An 18152-nucleotide genomic window follows, 5' to 3' on the forward strand; every position below is an offset into this window, starting at 1 on the left:
CGGTGCGGGCTCGGGCCCCGGCGGCGTGGCGCGCGTAGAACGACGGAAGCCTGCGCGTCCCGACGGGCCTGCCGGCGCAGCCGTGAAGCGTGCTCCAGGCCACGAGGCGCAGCGTGTCCGCCCGCCCGGGGCTGACGAGCCCCAGGGCCCCGATGAGGACGGCACGACGGCGAGCGGGACGGTGCTGACCTTCGCCGGCCGCCCCAGGGCGCAGAAGGCGCAAGACCCCGCCAGGTGAGGACCTGCGGCCACTCCGCGCTCCACGCGCCCTCCTGCCCGGCCATCAGGCGGTCGACGCAGGGCTGCGCGAGATCGGCGCCGTGAATGGGATTGATCCGGGCCTCCGGGCGGAGGAGGGGGCTCGCCTTCTGCCTGGTGACGCCCGGGCCCTGTTGTAAAAGCCGTCGGGGCCGGCGCCGGTGGTGTGCGGTGGCCTGGCCGAAAGGTGGGGGCTGCACGTGGGAGCGGGGGAGCCCGCCGGGGCTGGGGGGCATGGGCGGAGTAAGCTGGAGGGCATGGGCGGGGTAAGGCGGGCGGGAAGTCTCGCGGGGGTGAGACGGGCGGTGCGCCCGAGGCGATGCCGGTGTTCCATGCCGGCCGCCGGCCCGCAACGCCGACGGCGCCGGCGCGGGAGGAGGGACAATGCCGTCATGGCGAACCCGTCCTCCCCCTCCCCGTCCCCCTCCTCCGGCGCCCCCGCCGGGCGCGGTGCGCTGGAGTGGCACGCCCCCACCCTGGTGCGCACCGACGAGCGGACGACGATCCCCGCACTGCTGCGGGCGCGCGTCTCCCGCTCGGCGGACCGCCCGCTCATCGCCCGCAAGCAGGAGATGAGCGAGGTGTGGCGCACCGTGACCGCCCGCGACTTCTCCGAGGAGGTCGAGGCCGTCGCCTCCGGACTTATCGGCATGGGGCTGGGCCCCGGCGAGCGGGTCGCCATCATGTCGCGCACCCGGTACGAGTGGACGCTGCTCGACTTCGCCTGCTGGGCCGCGGCCCTGGTCCCGGTCCCCATCTACGAGACGAGCTCGGCCGAGCAGATCGCCCACGTCCTGACCGACGCCGATGTCAGCCTCGTCGTCACCGAGACGATCACCATGGCCGAGCTAGTCCGCGCGGCCGCCGCCTCGGCGGGGCGGGAGAGCACCCGGGTGCTGTCCCTGGACACCGAGGCGATCCGCGCCATCACCGAGGCCGGCCGCAGCGCGCCCGGCTCCTCCCTGGCCGAGCGCGCCGACTCCCTGACGACGTCCTCCATCGCCACCATCGTCTACACCTCGGGCACCACCGGCGCGCCCAAGGGCACCGTCCTGTCCCACGGCAACTTCACCGACCTGTGCGTCAACTCCCACCAGTGGATGCCGGAGATCGCCATGGGGCGGGGCTCCAGGCTCCTGCTCTTCCTGCCCCTGGCCCACGTGTTCGCGCGCTTCCTGGAACTGTTCCAGATCTCCGGGGAGGGCGTCATCGGCCATGCGCCCGACACAAAGAACCTCCTGTCCGACCTCGCCTCATTCCGCCCGTCCTACCTGCTGGTGGTGCCGCGGGTGCTTGAGAAGATCTACAACTCCGCCGACGCCCGGGCCGGCTCAGCCAGCGCCCGGAGGGTGTTCCGCTGGGCCGCCAGGATCGCCGTCGCCTACTCCCGGGCGCTGGACACCCCGGCCGGACCGTCCCGCGCGCTGCGCGCCCAGCGGGCCGTGGCCGACCGCCTGGTCTACCAGCGCATCCGCACCCTCGTGGGCGGGAGGGCGGACTGGATCATCTCCGGCGGAGCGCCCCTGTCCCAGCGCCTGGCCCACTTCTACCGGGGGCTCGGCATCCCCGTCCTGGAGGGCTACGGCCTGACCGAGACCGTGGGCCCGGTCTCGGTCAACACGCCGCAGCTGACGAAGATCGGCACCGTGGGGCCGCCCCTGCCGCCCATGGCCGTGCGCGTGGCAGAGGACGGCGAGATCCTCCTCAAGGGCCCCTCGGTCTTCCAGGGATATCACAACGACCCCGAGACGACGGCGGCCTCCTTCACGCCGGACGGCTGGTTCCGCACCGGGGACATCGGCTCCCTGGACCGGGACGGCTACGTGAGCATCACGGGCAGGGCCAAGGAGATCATTGTGACCGCCGGCGGCAAGAACGTCGCCCCGGCCGCCCTCGAGGACGCCCTGCGCGGGCACCCGCTCATCAGCCAGATCATCGTCGTCGGCGAGCAGCGGCCCTTCATCGCCGCGCTCATCACGCTCGACGCCGAGATGCTGCCCGGCTGGCTGCGCTCCCACGGCCTGCCCCCGATGACCGCCTCCGAGGCCGCATCCGACCCCCAGGTCCTGGCCGCCCTCGACAGGGCGGTGGCACGGGCCAACAAGCACGTCTCGCGGGCGGAGTCGATCCGCAAGATCGCGGTCCTCAGCGGGGACTTCACGGAGGCCAACGGGCTGCTCACTCCCTCGCTCAAGGTCAAGCGCGCCGTGGCGGTGGAGCGCTTCTCCGCCCGGATCGACGAGATCTACGGCGGCCCGGTGCGCGCCGAGCACTCCTGAGCCCGCACCTGTGAGAGCGCACGATCAGCAGAGGCCTCTTTAGCGGATTTCTCCAAGACAGAGTGTCAGATCTTGCGCTCCACGCGGGCCGCCGGCACTGACCGGCCTGACACAATGAGGCGGTGAATCCTCGCCCCACCTCCGGCCAGCCCACTGTGTCCGTCGCAGGCAAGCCCTACATCCGAGACGGCGCCGCCACCAGCGACGCCATCACCGAGCCGGACTCGTCCTGGACGGTCCCGTGGCTGCTGGCCGACCGCATCGCCCGCACCCCGGACTCGACGCTCATCGAGCGCAAGGCCGCGCTGGGCCACGCCTGGGTCAAGGTCACGGCGCACAGCTTCGGGGAGGACGTCGCCCGGGTCGCCTCCGGCCTGGTGGGGATGGGTCTGGAGCCCGGCCAGAGCGTGAGCATCATGGCTCACACCTCGTACGAGTGGACGCTGCTCGACATGGCCATCGCCCGCGCGGGCCTGGTCTCGGTGCCGATCTACGAGACCGACTCCGCCTCCCAGGTGCAGTGGATCCTCCAGGACGCCGACGTGCGGCTGGTGGTCACCGAGTCGGCCGCGCTGGCCGAGCTGGTGCGGGGCGCCGCGGCGGCGCGGGCCGCTGCCCACCCCGACGCCGCCGAGGTGCAGGTGCTGTCCCTGGACCGCGATGCCATCACGACCATCTCCGCCAAGGGCAGGACGGTCTCCCGCGCCGCCCTGGACGAGCGCTCCGAGGCGCTGCGGGCCGACGACGTCTTCTCGATCATCTACACCTCGGGGACCACCGGCAACCCCAAGGGCGTCGAGGTCACCCACCGCATGGCAGCGGGTCTGGCCTGGAACGGCGTGAGGTGGATCCCCGACCTGCTCTTCTCCCCCGACACGCGCCTGCTGCTGTTCCTGCCGCTGGCCCACTCCTACGCCCGGTGCCTGGAGCTGCTGTCCATCGCCGGCAACGGCGTGCTCGGGCACACCCCCGACGTCGCCACCCTGCTGCCCGACCTCAAGGGCTTCGGCCCCTCCTACGTCCTGGCCGTGCCCCGCGTCCTGGAGAAGATCTACAACGCGGCGGACGCGAAGGCCGGCGGCGGCTTCAGGCTCAAGACCTTCCGCTGGGCCGCGAAGGTCGCCATCGAGTACTCCCGCGCCCTGGACGCCCCTGAGGGCCCCTCCCGCGGGCTGACCGCCGCGCACGCCGTGGCGGACCGGCTCGTCTACCGCACCATCCGCGACCTGCTGGGCCCCAACGCCCGCTACGCGATCTCCGGCGGCGGGCCGCTGGGCGCGCGCCTGGGCCACTTCTACCGCGGCCTGGGCCTGGTCATCCTCGAGGGCTACGGCCTGACCGAGACGATCGGTCCCCTGAGCGTCAACCTCGACTGGTGCAACAAGATCGACACCGTGGGCCCGCCGGTGTGCGGCGCCCAGGCCCGAGTGGGCGCCGACGGCGAGATCGAGGTCCGCGGAATGAGCGTCTTCTCCCGCTACCACAACAATCCCGATGCCGACGCCGAGGCCTTCACGCCCGACGGCTGGTTCCGCACCGGGGACATCGGCTCGATCGACTCCGAGGGCTGGATCAGGATCACGGGCCGCAAGAAGGAGCTCATTGTGACCGCCGGCGGCAAGAACGTCGCCCCCGCCGTCCTGGAGGACCGGCTGCGCGGGCACCCGCTGGTCAGCCAGGTCCTGGTCATCGGTGACGGCGAGCCCTTCGTCTCCGCCCTGATCACCCTGGACCGCGAGATGCTGCCCGGCTGGCTGCGCAACCACGGCCTGCCGGAGATGGACGTCGTCGAGGCCTCGACCAACCCGCGGGTCCTGGCGGCCCTCGACCGGGCGGTGGCGCGCACGAACCGGGCGGTCTCGCGGGCCGAGTCCATCCGCACCTACCGGGTGCTGACCACCGACTTCACGGAGGCCAACGGCCTGCTGACCCCCTCGCTGAAGGTCAAGCGCAACCGGGTGATGCAGGAGTACGCCGACACGATCGCCAGCATCTACTCCACCACGAGGAAGGGCCCCCGGGAGTGAGCGCCGCCCGCGAGATCTCGACCCCGCTGCTCACGCCCGTCCACGACGGCATGACGTGCCCGTGGGCGCTGGCCGAGCGCGTGCGGGCCAATCCCGACGCCCCGCTGATCGCGCGCAAGTCCTCCGTGGGCGGGCGCTGGCGGGAGATGTCCGCCCGGGCCTTCCGCGACCAGGTCCGCCAGGTCGCCTCCGGGCTCGCTGCTCACGGCCTGGGGCCCGGGGACGCCCTCGCCATTATGGCGCACACGAGCTATGAGTGGACGCTGCTCGACTTCGCCGCCTGGGAGGCGGGCCTGGTCGTCGTGCCCATCTACGAGACCTCCTCGGCCGAGCAGGCGCGGTGGATCCTCACCGACGCCGCCGTGCGCCTGGCCGTCGTCGAGGACGCGGCCATGGAGACCATGCTGACCTCGCTCACGGCCACCGCCCCCGAGCTGGGCGGGCTGCGGGTGCTGTCCATCGCCGGGGGCGCGGTCACCGACCTCATGGCGGCGGGCCGGCACGCCGTCGCCGATCTCGACGCCCGCTCCGCGGGCCTGAGGAGCACCGACCTGGCCACGATCGTCTACACCTCGGGCACGACGGGCCGCCCCAAGGGCGTCGAGCTCACCCACGGCAACCTCATCCACCTGAGCGTCAACACGGTCGCCCACGTCCCGGAGGTGCTCCAGGCCCCCGAGGTGCGCGCACTGCTGTTCCTCCCCCTGGCGCACGTGCTGGGCCGCTTCGTCGAGATCGCGATCATCTGCTCGCCGGCAGGCATTCTGGGGCACACGCCGGACGTGAGGAACCTGGTGACCGACCTGGCCTCATTCCGCCCGACCTTCGTCATCGCCGTGCCGCGCGTGTTCGAGAAGATCTACAACGCCGCCGACGCCCGCTCCGCAGGCGCCAGGCAGAAGGTCTTCCGCCTGGCCGCCAAGACCGCGATCGCCTACTCGCGGGCCCTGGACACCCCGGACGGACCGAGCCGGGGCCTGCGGGCGCAGCGGGCCGTCTTCGACCGCCTGGTCTTCTCCACCCTGCGGGGCCTGCTGGGGGGCCGCGTCGCCCACGTCATCTCCGGCGGCGGACCGCTGGGCGAGCGCCTGGGGCACTTCTACCGCGGCGCCGGGGTCACGGTCCTGGAGGGCTACGGCCTGACCGAGACGGCCGCCCCGTGCACGGTCAACCTGCCGGCGGCCGCGCGCATCGGCTCGGTCGGGCGGCCCCTGCCGGGCACCTCGGTGAGGCTGGGCGAGGACGGCGAGATCCTCATCAGGGGCATCGGCCTGTTCCGCGGCTACCGCAACAACCCGGCGGCCACCGCAGAGGCGCTCGACGACGGGTGGCTGCGCAGCGGGGACCTCGGCTCGCTCGACGACGACGGCTTCCTGCGGATCACGGGACGCAAGAAGGAGCTCATTGTGACCGCCGGCGGCAAGAACGTCGCCCCCGCCGTCCTGGAGGACCGGCTGCGCGGGCACCCGCTGGTCAGCCAGGTCCTCGTGGTGGGCGACGGGCGCCCCTGCATCGGCGCCCTGATCACCCTGGACGCGGAGATGCTGCCGCTGTGGCTGGCCGGCCACGGCCTGGAGGACATGGACCCGGTCCAGGCCGGGTCCGACCCGCGGGTGCGGGCCGCCCTGGAGCGGGCGGTGGCCCGGGCGAACGAGGCGGTCTCGCGGGCCGAGTCCATCCGGACCTTCACGGTGCTGCCCGGGGACTTCACGGTCGCCAACGGGCTGCTCACGCCCTCGCTGAAGGTGCGGCGGGCGCAGGCCCAGGAGCGCTTCGCCAAGGAGATCGACGCGCTCTACACGCGCACCCTCAGGTGAGCCGGGTCCGGCCTCTCAGGCCCGGCCACCGCTCAGCCGGCCAGCTCGTCGCGGATCGCCTCGTGGTGGCGGATCACCTCGGCGACGATGAAGGCGAAGAACTTCTCGGCGAAGACCGGGTCGAGGCCGGAGTCCTGGGCGAGGGCCCGCAGCCGCGCCACCTGGCGCCTCTCCCGGGCGGGGTCCGACGGCGGCAGGTCGAGCTCGGCCTTGAGGACGCCGACCTGCTGGGTGCAGCGGAAGCGCTCGGCCAGCAGGTGGACCAGGGCGGCGTCCAGGTTGTCGATGGTCGCCCGGTAGGCCGCCAGCCGGGGCGGGACGCCCGGCAGGCTCCGCTCGACGGCCTCCGGCCCCGTCGTCGGGGCGGCGCCGGCCGTGCCGGCGCTCCCGGCGGCGGAGGCGCTCATGCCGTCCGGCTCCGCTCCCCCTTGTAGGCGGCCGCCAGGGTCCCCGACCCCACCTCGTAGCGGGGGCGCCCCGTGCCGTGCACGGCGTCGGCGTCGACGACGACCCGGCCGACCTCCGGCATGGAGGGCACCTCGAACATGGCGTTGCCCAGGACCTCCTCGGCGATGCTGGTCAGGCCCCGGGCGCCGGTCTTGCGCTCCAGGGCGAGGGTGGCGATGGCCTTGATGGCCTCGTCGGTGAAGACGAGCTCGACACCGTCGAGGCTGAAGAGGTACTCGTACTGGGACACGAGCGCGTTCTTGGGCTCGGTCATCACCCGCACCAGCTCGGGCACGCCCAGGTCCTGGACGGTGGCGATGACGGGCAGGCGCCCGATGAACTCGGGGATGAGGCCGAACTTGTGGAGGTCCTCGGGGCGCACCGGCGAGGCGAACACGTCCCGGGCGGAGTCCCTGGCCAGGGTCGCGCCGAAGCCGACCAGCTGGGCGCCGACCTCCTTGCGCTGGCGCTGGCGGACGATCTCCTCGATGCCCGCGAAGGCCCCGGCCGCGATGAACAGGATGTTGGTGGTGTCGATCTCCAGGAACTCCTGGTGGGGGTGCTTGCGCCCCCCGCCGGGCGGGACCGAGGCGGTGGTGCCCTCGATGATCTTCAGGAGGGCCTGCTGGACGCCCTCGCCGGAGACGTCGCGCGTGATCGACGGGTTCTCGGCCTTGCGCCCGATCTTGTCGATCTCGTCGATGTAGATGATGCCCTTCTCGGCGCGCTTGACGTCGCCGTCGGCGGCCTGGATGAGCTTGAGCAGGATGTTCTCCACGTCCTCGCCCACGTACCCGGCCTCGGTCAGGGCGGTGGCGTCCACAATGGCGAAGGGGACGTCGAGGAGACGGGCCAGGGTGCGGGCCAGGTGGGTCTTGCCGGTGCCGGTGGGGCCGAGCAGGAGGATGTTCGACTTGCCGAGCTCCAGCCCGTCGCCCTCGGCGACCGCGCGCTCGCGCACCTGGACGCGCTTGTAGTGGTTGTAGACGGCCACGCTCATGGCGCGCTTGGCGCCCTCCTGGCCGATGACGTACTGGTTGAGGAAGTCGAAGATCTCCTGCGGCTTGGGCAGCTCCAGGGGAACACCCGCGCCGGAGTCGCCGAGCTCCTCATCGACGATCTCATTGCACAGCTCGATGCACTCGTCGCAGATGTAGACGCCCGGGCCTGCGATTAACTTCTTGACCTGCTTCTGGCTCTTGCCGCAGAAAGAGCACTTGAGAAGATCGACACTCTCGGCGCTGCGTGCCACGTTGGGGCTCCTCCGTCTTGTCAAGCCGCTGCGGGCGCGAGGCCCGACTCTTGCGCCAGCCTACGATGAAGGCCTCTCAGCGCGGTCGGACCGGTCGGCGTGTCCGCACAGCAGCGGGATGGGCGTTGGGGTGGGGGGTTGTCTTTCTCGTAGGCTAACGCGCCCACCCCGCGCTCGTCCGCTGATTTGTCGGATTTCAGAGCGAACTCAGGGCATTCTCAGGCTGAGTGCGGTGAGGGGCGCGACTTCCGGGACGACAGGACCTGGTCGACGATGCCGTACTCCAGGGCCTGGGTGGCCGTGAGGATCTTGTCGCGCTCCAGGTCGGCGTGCACGAGGTCGCGGTCGCGGCCGGTGTGCGAGGCCAGCGTGTCCTCGAGCCAGGCGCGCATGCGGTCGATCTCGTCGGCGACGATCTCGATGTCGCTGGCCTGCCCCTGCACGCCCTCCATGGCGGGCTGGTGGATGAGGACCCGCACGTTGGGCAGGGCCAGGCGCTTGCCGGGGCTGCCCGCGGCCAGCAGCACCGCGGCGGCGGAGGCGGCCTGCCCCAGGCAGACCGTCTGCACCTGCGGCTTGATGTACTGCATGGTGTCGTAGATGGCCGTCAGGGCGGTGAAGGAGCCGCCGGGGCTGTTGATGTACATGGTGATCTGCCCGTCGGGGTCCTGGGACTCCAGGACGAGCAGCTGGGCCATGATGTCGTCGGCGCTGGCGTCGTCGATCTGCACGCCCATGAAGACGATGCGGTCCTCGAAGAGCTTGGCGTAGGGGTCCTGGCGCTTGAAGCCGTAGGCGGTGCGCTCCTCGAACTGGGGCAGCACGTAGCGGGACTGCGGCAGGGGGCCCGCCTGGGCCGCGGCGCCCATCTGGCGGGCGGCGGCGTCGAAGTAGGGACGAGAGCTCGTCATGTCAGTTCTCTCCGTTCTGGGCGCCGATCTCACGGCTCGAGGTCACGATGTGGTCGATGAAGCCGTAGTCGAGGGCCTCGGACGCGCTGAACCAGTGGTCGCGGTCGGAGTCGGCGATGATCTCCTCCACCGTGTGGCCGGTGTTGGACGCCGTGATCTGGGCCAGCTCCTGCTTCATTTTGATAATGAGGTCGGCGTTGATGCGGATGTCCGTGGCCGACCCGCCCGCCCCGCCTGAGGGCTGGTGCATGAGGACCCGGGCGTGCGGGGTGATGTAGCGCTTGTCCTTGGCGCCGGCGGTCAGCAGGAACTGCCCCATGGAGGCGGCCAGGCCCGTGGCGACCGTCGCGACGTCGGGGGCGACGTACTGCATGGTGTCGTAGATGGCCATGCCCGCGGTCACCGAGCCGCCGGGGCTGTTGATGTACAGGTAGATGTCCCGATCCGGGTCCTCGGCCGCCAGGAGCAGCATCTGGGCGCAGATGGCGTTGGCGTTGTCGTCGCGCACCTCGGAGCCCAGCCAGATGATCCGCTCCTTCAGGAGCCGGTTGTAGATGGAGTCGGTCAGGCCCAGCCCCGCGCCGGGCCCCTCGGCCGCCGCGGGCGTCACGGGTGAAGTCAGCTCGCTCACGTCAGTCCTCTCGTGTTCGGTATTGCCAACGCTAACGCGGGCCGAGCGCCCCTCATGCCCGTGATCGGGCGCTTTCGCTCACGGCACAGGGTCCGACGGCGGGCTGCGCCGACCGCACCGTGAGGCAGCGCACCCGCCCGAACGCGTACGGGTGCGTTAGGGTACCCTCAACTCATTTGTAACGGCTCAGGGAGGGAAAATTGTTGCTCGCTTCCGGCCCCGCGCCGCAAGCCCATGGTGTCCGCCCCGCGGCCGTGCATCGGAGCCTCCGCCCCCGGGGAGAGATGCTCACCGCCGTCGGCGTCGTGGCGCGGAAGCCACCCGCATGAGCACTCAGCCGCAGGATGCCGCCGCCCCGAGCACGGCCGCCGACCTCGTCCTGGAGCGCGTCACCATGGTGCGCCGGGGCCTCACGCTCGTGGAGGACCTCTCGCTCACGGTCCGCCCCGGCCAGACCCTGGCCGTCACCGGTCCTTCGGGCGCGGGCAAGACGACGCTCCTGCGCGCCGTCTCCGGCCTGTCTCCCACCGACGGCGGCGCCGTGGCGCGCCCCGACGGCCGCCTGTCCCAGGTGTTCCAGGAGCCCCGCCTGCTGCCCTGGTACTCCGCGCACCGCAACATCTCGCTCATCGTGGACGGGCCTGCCCCGGACCCGGTCGCCGCGCAGTGGCTGGAGCGCGTGGGGCTGGCGGGCGCCGGCCACCTGCCCCCGGCACGGCTGTCCGGCGGCATGCGCCAGCGCGTCGCCATCGCCCGGGCGCTGGCCGCCTCCCCGAGCCTGCTGCTCGTCGACGAGCCCTTCTCGGCTCTGGACCGCCCGCTGGCCGCCTCTCTGCGGGCCGACCTCATTGCGCTCCTCGCCGACCAGAACGTGGTGACCGTGTGGGTGACCCACGATCCGCAGGAGGCCGAGGAGGTCTCCCACCTCCACCTGCACCTGGACGGCCCGCCGGGCACCTGGCGGCTGGCCGCCTGACCCGCAGCGTCACCGCCACGTCCCGCCGGCTACCGCGACATCCCCACCAGTACCCGTGAAAGGAACCGCACAATGAAGCGCCGCTCCCTCCTGACCCTGGCCGGACTCGGCCTGCTGGCCCCGGCGGCCCTGCCCGCCTGCTCCTCGAGGACCGGCTCGAGGGGCTCGGGCTCCCAGGTCCTCGACGTCCTGCGCGTCCACACCCCCACCACTCTCGCCTACGCCGCCCCCATGACCTCCTTCGGCACCTACGGCAACCTCGACGGCGTCGTCGGGGACGTCCAGAAGGACAGCTGGGCGAGCGCCGACGCCCTCAAGTCGCTCCTCATCAACGGGGAGACGGACCTGGCGGCCGCCCCCTCCTACGCGGCCGCCAACCTGTTCACCAAGAGCGTGGCGGTGCGGCTGATCGCCATGCAGGTGTGGGGCATGCTCTACGTCATCGGCCCCGCCGGCTCCTCCGGCAAGGGCCTGGAGGCGCTGCGCGGCAGGAGCGTCGGCGTGCCCATGCCGAACAACATGCCCGACCTGGTCTTCCGCTATCTGCTGGGGCAGAAGGGGTGGAACGCCGAGACCGACCTGAGCATCACGCCCTACACCGACGGGCCGGGAGCAGCGCTCAACGCCCTGCTGACCGGGGATGTCGAGTACGCCGTCCTGCCCGAGCACCCGGCGAGCGTCTCCCTGGCCAGGGGCGAGCAGCAGGGGCTGAGCCTGGAGCGCACGGTCAACCTCCAGGAGCTGTGGGCCGAGGTCACCGGCGGCGAGGCGCGCTTCCCCATGGCGGGCCTGGTCATGCCGCAGGCCCTCACCGACGACCGCCCCGAGCTCGTCGGCGCCGTGCTGAACGAGCTCGAGGCCGCCGTCGCCGACGTCAACGGCGCGTCCGATGCGACGGTGCAGAAGGTCTCCGAGGCCAACGACGTGCCCGTCCCTGTGGTCAAGGAGGTCATCCCGCGTCTGCAGCTCGAGATCGTCCCCGCCAGGGCCGCCAAGGACGCGCTGGAGGACTTCTACACGAGAATGTCCACGCTCAACCCGGACATCGTCGGCGGGTCCCTGCCGGCCGACGACTTCTACGTCGCCGACCCGCGCTAATGCACGAGACGCGGTCCCGTGCCGAACGGCTGCGCTCGACCGTCCTGTGGTGGGTGGGCATCGCCCTGGCGGTCCTCATCTGGCACGCGGCCGCCCGCTCCCAGCCCGCCTACGTGCTGCCGAGCCCGCAGGCCACCTGGGCGGCCCTCCTCGACCTCATCCGCGGCGGGAGGCTCGGGGGCGCGCTCCTGCTGACCATCGGGCGCGGCGCCACCGGGCTCGCCATCTCCTGCCTGATCGGAATGCCGCTGGGCTGGGCGATGGGCACGTGGGCGTGGCTGCGCGAGCTGCTGGACTCGTGGGTGCAGGTGCTCCTGTCCGTACCGCCGATCGTCATCGTCGTGGTCGGCATGATCTGGCTGGGCCCGACCGCCGGGGTCGTCGTCCTCGTGGTCGCCCTGGTGACCCTGCCCCTGCTGACCACCACCGTGCGCGACGCCGTGGCGGGCGTGGACCCCGACCTGCTGGACATGGCGAGGGTGTTCGCCAGAGGCCGGGCGTGGACGGTCCGCAGGATCATTCTGCCCGCGGTCGCTCCCCCGGTACTGTCGGCCCTGACCGTGGCCGTCGGCCAGAGCGTACGGGTCACCGTCATGTCCGAGCTGCTGAGCACCACCACGGGCCTGGGCGCCATGGTCCAGCTGGCGCGCACCAACCTGGACACCGACGACGTCTTCGCCCTGTCCGCCGTCATGGCGGCGCTCACGCTCGTCCTGGAGCTGTGCGTCCTGGGGCCGGCGCGCCGCAGACTCGCCCGCCCCCCGGGCTGAGGCCGCCCTCCGGCGCCCGCGCCCCCATCCCCAAGACCCCGACACAACACACGAAAGGAACACCATGGCCGTCACACCCGTGACCGAGTCCCTCTTCCGCCTGGGCCTGAACGAGGCCCTGCCCATTAGCGAGGAGGCCACCACCTCCCGCGTGGTCGTCAACAACGACGTGCTGCGCACCGTCGTCTTCACCTTCGACGCCGGCCAGCTGCTCACCGAGCACGCCTCGCCGCGGGCCGTGGTCGTCACCCTGCTGGAGGGCGAGATGGACTTCTCCATCGGCGGGCGCACCGAGCGAATGGGTGCCGGCGACGTCATCTACCTGGCGCCGGGGGACCGCCACGCCCTGGCCGCGGTGACCCCCTGCCGCATGCAGCTCGTCATGGTCGACGTCGACAACGACGCCGTCGGCGCGCACCAGGGCTGACCCGCCGCCGGGCCCGGCCGGCGGGGTGGGGGAACCGTCGCGGCCCCCACCCCGCTCGCACGGCTCATGCGGCTGCTCGGGCGCCCCCCGGGCGCGCGGCGCCGCGCCCGACGCCTGCGACGGCGGCGCCCATGACCAGTAGGTTGACGACGATCGAGCCGAGCACGAGCAGGGGCCAGTGGAGACCATGGGCAGCGCAGCCCGTGCAGCCTCCGCCGCCCGCACCGCCCATGGCCTCCACCGCCCGCAGGACCCACCAGCTGGGCACGAGCACCAGCAGGTCCCGCCACGGAGCCGTCAGGGCGGGCGCGGCCGCGGGCAGGACCAGGACGACGAGGAGCAGCTTGACCGCGGCGAAGCCCTGGATCGTGTCCCGCGCCCATGCGGCCAGTCCCAGCGCCACCGCCCCGGCCAGGGGCGCGGCGCCCGCGGCCGCCCAGGCCGTCCGCCCGACGCCCAGCCCGGCCGGCCCGGCGATCCGCAGGCAGGCGAAGGTCACCAGCGCCGCCGCGGTCAGGCAGGTGGCCACCCGCCACGCCAGGTAGCGCCGCAGGGACATCTCGGTGACCGCCAGGGCCACCCAGACCCGGTCCTGCTTCTCCTCCAGGAGCATAAAGCCCACCACGACGCCGATCATGAGGGGCACGACGACGGCGAAGGCCACGGCCCGCAGCTGCGGGAGCCAGGGCCCGGCCACAATGCCGTGGCCCTCCAGCGCATCGGCCAGCCGCGGCAGGCCCGCCCGCACGGCCACGGCCATAACCAGTGGAAGAGCCGCCACCCACGCCAGGAGCCCGTCGCGCCCCAGCCGGCGGCGGTCGGCGTCCGTCAGGGCCAGTACGGTCCGCAGTGGCACTAGCGCCCTCCCCGGGCGATCATGCCCGTCAGCCGGCGGCGGGCCACGAGCAGGGCCGCGCACGCCCAGGCGCCCGACGCCGCGACGGCGGGAGCAGCCTCCCAGGCCGGGGCCTGGTCGAAGCCGATCTGGACCAGGGTGAAGGCGCCCTGAAGCGGGTGGAGCCAGAGCCACCACCCCTGCAGCCCCACCAGGGGCGCCACCGGGATGATGAGCACCAGCGTCCACACCCCCGACGGCAGCAGGAAGCCGCTCATGGAGTCGTACCCGGCCACCGCGATGACCCCGTAGAGCACCTCCAGACCGGCCAGGCAGGCGACGCCGGTCAAAAAGGGGCCCCACTGCATCTGAGTCCCGCGACCGATGAGCACCAGGACCGCGCTCTCGACGAGCGCCAGGAGCACCAGGGAGGCGACCAGGGCGGCCAGGTACTCCCCGCCGCGCATGGGCGTGACCGCGCGCGCCACCAGGGTGCCCTCGCCGTGCTCGAGCAGGACGTGGACGGCGGCGAAGTAGAACCCGGTGACGGCCAGCTCGCCCAGGATGACGACGGGCCACCACTGGCCGGGCCCCTCCGGCCGGGGCAGTGCGCGCACCAGCGCAGCGACAAGGGCGCCCGCAATGAGGGCGACCAGCCAGAACCCGCTCCGGGCCTGGCGTCCCAGGTTCAGTCCCAGCGTGGCGGCCGTGCGCCTGAGGGCGGGCGTCATCCCAGGCTCCGCCCGGTGACCGCCAGGAACACGTCGGCCAGGTCGGCCTCCTGGCTGTGGAGGGCCTGGATGCGGTGGGTGCGCAGCGCGGTGCGGAAGTCCTCGTCGTCGGCGAGCCCGGCCAGGGGGAAGCGGGCGCTGCCGCCCTCCCACGTGACCAGGACCTCGGGGGTGCCGTGGCGGCGGCGCATGCCGGCGGGGTCCCCTGTCTCCAGCAGGCGCCCGTCGACGATGAAGCCGACGCGGTCGCAGGCGCGCTGGGCCAGGACCATGTCGTGGGTGGTCACCACGACGGTGCGTCCCCGCCGGCGCTGGTGGTCGATGATCTCCTCGACCTGCACCACCCTGGCCGGGTCTAGTCCCGAGGTCGGCTCGTCGAGGAAGAGGAGCTCGGGGTCGGGCAGCAGCGCCCTGGCGAGGTTGAGGCGCACCCCCATGCCCTTGCTCATGTGGGCTCCGGGCACGTCGGCGTCGCCGGACAGGCCCACGGCCTCCAGAAGCTCGTCGGCGTCGCGAGTGGCGCGGGTGTACATGGCCGCGAAGTAGCGCAGGTTCTCCCGCGCCGTGAGCCGTCCGAAGGAGATGGGTGTCTCGAAGGCGACCCCGATGCGCTCATACAGCGCCCGGCCCCAGGCCGAGACCTCTGCGCCCAGGACCCGGGCGGAGCCCCGGTAGCCCGGCAGGAGGCCGGTGAGGACGCGCTGCAGGGTGGACTTCCCGGCGCCGCTGGGGCCCAGCAGCCCCAGGACCTGGCCGGCGGGGACCTCCAGGCCGATGCCTTCGAGGGCGGGTGTCGCGGCTCCCCGGTAGGTGAATCCGAGCGCGCGCAGGCGCAGTGCCGGGGCGCTCATGACCGCTCCGGGGACAGGGCGGCGACGAGCAGGGCGACGACGTCGTCGACCATGCTGGCGACCTCGGGCCGGTCCATGGCCGAGCCGTCGGCAGCGACCCGCTCGGGGTCGATCCCGAAGCGGGCCATAATGCGCTGGGGCAGTCCCAGCAGCACGCGCTCGACCATCCAGGCCGCGGTGCCGGCATCGACGTCGTCGCGCAGCTCGCCGGCCTCCTGCCCGGCGGCGATGGCGGCCGCGGCCCAGCTGTGGACGGCGTCGGAGACCGACTCGCCGGAGCCGATGACCGGCGGGGCGTCGTCGGCGCAGGCGCGCGCCAGGACGGCCCACGCGAGCGGGTCGCGGATACGGAAGTCGTGGCTGCCGCGGACGACGGCGGTGAGCACCTCGGCGAAGGAGGCCTCCGGTACGGGGGTGCCCGCCAGGCCGATGCGCGCGCTCATGAGCTCGCCCACCAGGTGGGTGTAGGCGTCCCGCTTGTCCTGGAAGTACTGGTAGAAGCTCCCCTTGGAGACGCCGGCGGCGGCCGTGACGCGGTCCACGGAGGCCCGGGCGTAGGGGCGGGCGGCGAACTCGGCCTTGAGGGCGTCCATGAGCCGGGCGCGCTTGGCCTCGGGGAGGTTGAGGAAGGTCTGTCTGGGCACGGCACTCCGTATGACTCGTCGGTCATATGACTGGTGAGTCATACGGTAGCGCCGGCCCGCGACCCCCGCAAGACGAGGGCCCCGCACCGGCGAGGCGGTGCGGGGCCCGACACTATTGAGTGGACGACGGGTGAGGGGCCGAGGCGCGCGGGCGCTCAGCGGGCCCGGCTCACTCGGCGCTCGCAGCAGACGGCGCGGAGGCGGCCGACGGGGAGGAGGCGGAGGCCGCAGAGCCCCCGGAGGCGGCCGAGCCGGTCTCGGCATCGGCCGGGGAGGCGACGTCCTCGTCCTCGACCTCCGAGACCACGGCGGCCTCGTCGAGCTCGTCGGAGCCGATGAACTCGGTCAGGTCGACGACCTGGCCGTCGGAGTCCCTGACGGTCACCTGGCGCAGGGCCACGGCCAGGGACTTGTTGCGGCTGATCTCGGAGACGAAGGCCGGGATCTGGCCGGCCTTCTGGGCGCCCTGCATGAACTGGGCGGGCTCCATGCCGTACTGCTGGGCGGTCTGGACGAGGTAGTCGATGAGCTCGTCCTGGCCCACTCCCACCTCGAGGCTCTCCGCCAGGACGTCCAGGAGGATCTGGTCGCGCACGCTGGCGGTGACGTCCTCACGGATCTCCTCGGCGTGCTCGTCGTCCTCCTCCTTGCCCTCGGCGGTCAGGTGCTGCTTGATCTCATTGTCGACGACGTCGGCGGGAACGTCGAAGGAGACCTGCGCGCGCAGGTTCTCCAGGAGGGCGTCGCGGGCGGCGATGGCCTGGTCGCCGGCCCTGCGCTCGGCGACCTGCCTCCTCAGGTCCTCGCGCAGCTCGTCAATGGTGTCGAACTCCGAGGCCTCCATGGCGAAGTCGTCGTCGGCCTCCGGCAGCTCGCGCTCCTTGACGGCCGTGGCGGTGACCGTGACCTCGGCCTCCTCGCCGGCGTGCTCACCGCCGGCGAGCCTGGTGGTGAAGGTGGTGGACTCGCCGGACCTCAGGCCGCTCAGGGCGTCGTCCAGGCCCTCGAGCATATTGCCCTTGCCGATCTCGTAGGAGACGCCGGAGACCGAGTCGACCTCCTCGTCGTCGATGACGGCCTTGAGGTCAATGGTGACGAAGTCGCCGGCGCCGGCCTCGCGCTCCACGGACTTCAGGGAGCCGAAACGGGCGCGGAGGCTGTCCAGCTCGCTGTTGATGTCCTCGTCGCCGACCTCGACGGCGTCGACGACGACCTCGGTGCCGCCCAGATCGGGCAGGTCGAACTCGGGGCGGACGGTGACCTCGGCGGTGAAGCCGAGCAGGCCGCCCTGGGCGCCGGTGACGTTGGGCAGGTCGGTGACCTCGACCTCGGGCTGGGCCATGGGCACGCGGGCGGCCTCGCTAATGGCGTCGCGGTAGAAGTCCGAGAGCTTGTTGTTGACCGCCTCCTGAATGACCGAGGCGCGCCCCACACGCTGGTCGATGACCTGGGCGGGGACGTGGCCGCGGCGGAAGCCGGGAACCTGGATCTGGGAGCCGATCTCCTTGTAGGCGGCGTCGAGGCTGGGCTTGAGCTCCTCGTAGGGGACCTCCACGATCAGCTTGATGCGCGTGGGGTCAAGGTTCTCGACAGTGCTCTTCACGAGGGTCTACTCCGATGCGGGGGTGCTGGTGGTGCGCGCGAGGGCGGAAGCGCCTCGTCACGGACGCCGATGGACGGCGTCAATCCGTGCCATCCTAGGGCACGGGCCGCGCCGGGCGAAAAATGACGCCGCCCACAGGCGCGCGGGGCGGACGCGGCCTGGGCACCGGGCGGGCGAGGCCGAGGCGCCGGGCGGACGCTCACGGCGCCGCCGGCACTCGGCGTCGTCGGCGCCGCCTCAGGCGACCGGGACGCTGCGGCCGGCCACGACCCTGGCCAGCAGAGCCCGGGGCGCGGTCGCGACGGCGCCGACCGCCTCGACAGTGCGGGCATGGACGGCGCGCGCCTCGGCGTCGTCGGCGCCCGTGAAGCGGACGGTGACGCGGGGCTCACCGCGCACGACACCGACCTGGAAGGCCTCCAGCACGGTCGTCCTCCCGACGGCGGCGCGGGCGGCCGCCTCGACGTCGTCGGGGCCGCGGCCGGGACGCAGGGCGGTGACGGTCAGGATCGTCCGGTAGGAGGGCACAGTCCGAAAGACTGCCAAAGACCTCGCGACGAAAACCAGCCGATGTGACGCAGTACGAGTACCATCG

At 72.5% G+C, this 18152-nt stretch carries 17 protein-coding genes; 7 read left to right on the forward strand and 10 right to left on the reverse strand.

Annotated elements, in window-relative coordinates; translation table 11 throughout:
* Nucleotides 1–650: 650 nt before the first annotated feature.
* The 3 genes from O145_RS06900 to O145_RS06910 all read left to right on the forward strand — a co-directional run bounded on the left by O145_RS06900 (nucleotide 651) and on the right by O145_RS06910 (nucleotide 6381).
* Nucleotides 651–2537: an AMP-dependent synthetase/ligase gene (locus O145_RS06900; protein ID WP_043561560.1), complete on the forward strand. Its 1887-nt coding sequence runs from the start codon at nucleotides 651–653 to the stop codon at nucleotides 2535–2537.
* Nucleotides 2538–2659: 122 nt separating this feature from the next.
* On the forward strand, nucleotides 2660–4564 hold the full coding sequence (locus tag O145_RS06905) for an AMP-dependent synthetase/ligase (RefSeq protein ID WP_043561563.1): 1905 nt from the start codon (nucleotides 2660–2662) through the stop codon (nucleotides 4562–4564).
* 50 nt (nucleotides 4565–4614) lie between these two features.
* Nucleotides 4615–6381: an AMP-dependent synthetase/ligase gene (locus O145_RS06910; RefSeq protein ID WP_084682444.1), complete on the forward strand. Its 1767-nt coding sequence runs from the start codon at nucleotides 4615–4617 to the stop codon at nucleotides 6379–6381.
* Between the two features lie 32 nt (nucleotides 6382–6413).
* Here the strand turns inward: O145_RS06910 and O145_RS06915 are convergent, their stop codons facing one another.
* From O145_RS06915 to O145_RS06930, 4 genes are all read right to left on the reverse strand, one after another.
* Nucleotides 6414–6788, reverse strand: coding sequence for a chorismate mutase (locus O145_RS06915; RefSeq protein WP_052374791.1), 375 nt, complete (start codon nucleotides 6786–6788; stop codon nucleotides 6414–6416).
* Nucleotides 6785–8080 (reverse strand): ATP-dependent Clp protease ATP-binding subunit ClpX, encoded by a 1296-nt coding sequence (clpX, locus tag O145_RS06920; RefSeq protein WP_043561567.1) that lies wholly within the window; start codon nucleotides 8078–8080, stop codon nucleotides 6785–6787. Before clpX ends, O145_RS06915 begins: the two co-directional genes overlap by 4 nt.
* A 218-nt stretch (nucleotides 8081–8298) precedes the next feature.
* Complete coding sequence (locus O145_RS06925) at nucleotides 8299–8991, reverse strand: ATP-dependent Clp protease proteolytic subunit (protein ID WP_043561570.1); 693 nt, start codon at nucleotides 8989–8991, stop codon at nucleotides 8299–8301.
* A 1-nt stretch (nucleotide 8992) separates the two neighbouring features.
* Complete coding sequence (locus O145_RS06930; RefSeq protein ID WP_043561573.1) at nucleotides 8993–9622, reverse strand: ATP-dependent Clp protease proteolytic subunit; 630 nt, start codon at nucleotides 9620–9622, stop codon at nucleotides 8993–8995.
* 325 nt (nucleotides 9623–9947) lie between these two features.
* Between O145_RS06930 and O145_RS06935 the strand changes: the two genes are divergently transcribed.
* The 4 genes from O145_RS06935 (at nucleotide 9948) to O145_RS06950 (ending at nucleotide 12893) form a co-directional block, all read left to right on the forward strand.
* Nucleotides 9948–10598 (forward strand): ATP-binding cassette domain-containing protein, encoded by a 651-nt coding sequence (locus O145_RS06935; RefSeq protein WP_043561576.1) that lies wholly within the window; start codon nucleotides 9948–9950, stop codon nucleotides 10596–10598.
* Between the two features lie 72 nt (nucleotides 10599–10670).
* Complete coding sequence (locus O145_RS06940) at nucleotides 10671–11696, forward strand: ABC transporter substrate-binding protein (protein WP_043561580.1); 1026 nt, start codon at nucleotides 10671–10673, stop codon at nucleotides 11694–11696.
* Nucleotides 11696–12466, forward strand: coding sequence for an ABC transporter permease (locus O145_RS06945; RefSeq protein WP_043561584.1), 771 nt, complete (start codon nucleotides 11696–11698; stop codon nucleotides 12464–12466). Before O145_RS06940 ends, O145_RS06945 begins: the two co-directional genes overlap by 1 nt.
* A gap of 64 nt (nucleotides 12467–12530) precedes the next feature.
* A complete protein-coding gene (locus O145_RS06950; protein ID WP_043561586.1) occupies nucleotides 12531–12893 on the forward strand; it encodes a cupin domain-containing protein in 363 nt (120 codons plus the stop codon).
* Between the two features lie 64 nt (nucleotides 12894–12957).
* Here O145_RS06950 and O145_RS06955 read toward each other — a convergent pair whose 3' ends face one another.
* From O145_RS06955 to O145_RS06980, 6 genes are all read right to left on the reverse strand, one after another.
* A complete protein-coding gene (locus tag O145_RS06955; protein ID WP_229118407.1) occupies nucleotides 12958–13749 on the reverse strand; it encodes an ABC transporter in 792 nt (263 codons plus the stop codon).
* Nucleotides 13749–14459 (reverse strand): fluoroquinolone export ABC transporter permease subunit, encoded by a 711-nt coding sequence (locus tag O145_RS06960; RefSeq protein ID WP_052374792.1) that lies wholly within the window; start codon nucleotides 14457–14459, stop codon nucleotides 13749–13751. The genes O145_RS06955 and O145_RS06960 overlap by 1 nt, the downstream gene beginning before the upstream one ends.
* Nucleotides 14456–15310, reverse strand: coding sequence for an ABC transporter ATP-binding protein (locus tag O145_RS06965; protein ID WP_043561589.1), 855 nt, complete (start codon nucleotides 15308–15310; stop codon nucleotides 14456–14458). Before O145_RS06965 ends, O145_RS06960 begins: the two co-directional genes overlap by 4 nt.
* On the reverse strand, nucleotides 15307–15954 hold the full coding sequence (locus O145_RS06970; protein WP_229118408.1) for a TetR/AcrR family transcriptional regulator: 648 nt from the start codon (nucleotides 15952–15954) through the stop codon (nucleotides 15307–15309). Before O145_RS06970 ends, O145_RS06965 begins: the two co-directional genes overlap by 4 nt.
* 169 nt (nucleotides 15955–16123) lie before the next feature.
* Entirely contained in the window at nucleotides 16124–17557 is a 1434-nt protein-coding gene (tig, locus tag O145_RS06975; protein WP_043561592.1) for a trigger factor, read from the reverse strand.
* Nucleotides 17558–17794: 237 nt separating this feature from the next.
* Entirely contained in the window at nucleotides 17795–18085 is a 291-nt protein-coding gene (locus O145_RS06980; protein WP_043561594.1) for a hypothetical protein, read from the reverse strand.
* Between the last annotated feature and the right edge of the window lie 67 nt (nucleotides 18086–18152).

It is taken from the genome of Actinomyces israelii DSM 43320 (genome assembly GCF_000711965.1).
In the GTDB taxonomy this organism is placed as follows: Bacteria; Actinomycetota; Actinomycetes; order Actinomycetales; family Actinomycetaceae; genus Actinomyces; species Actinomyces israelii.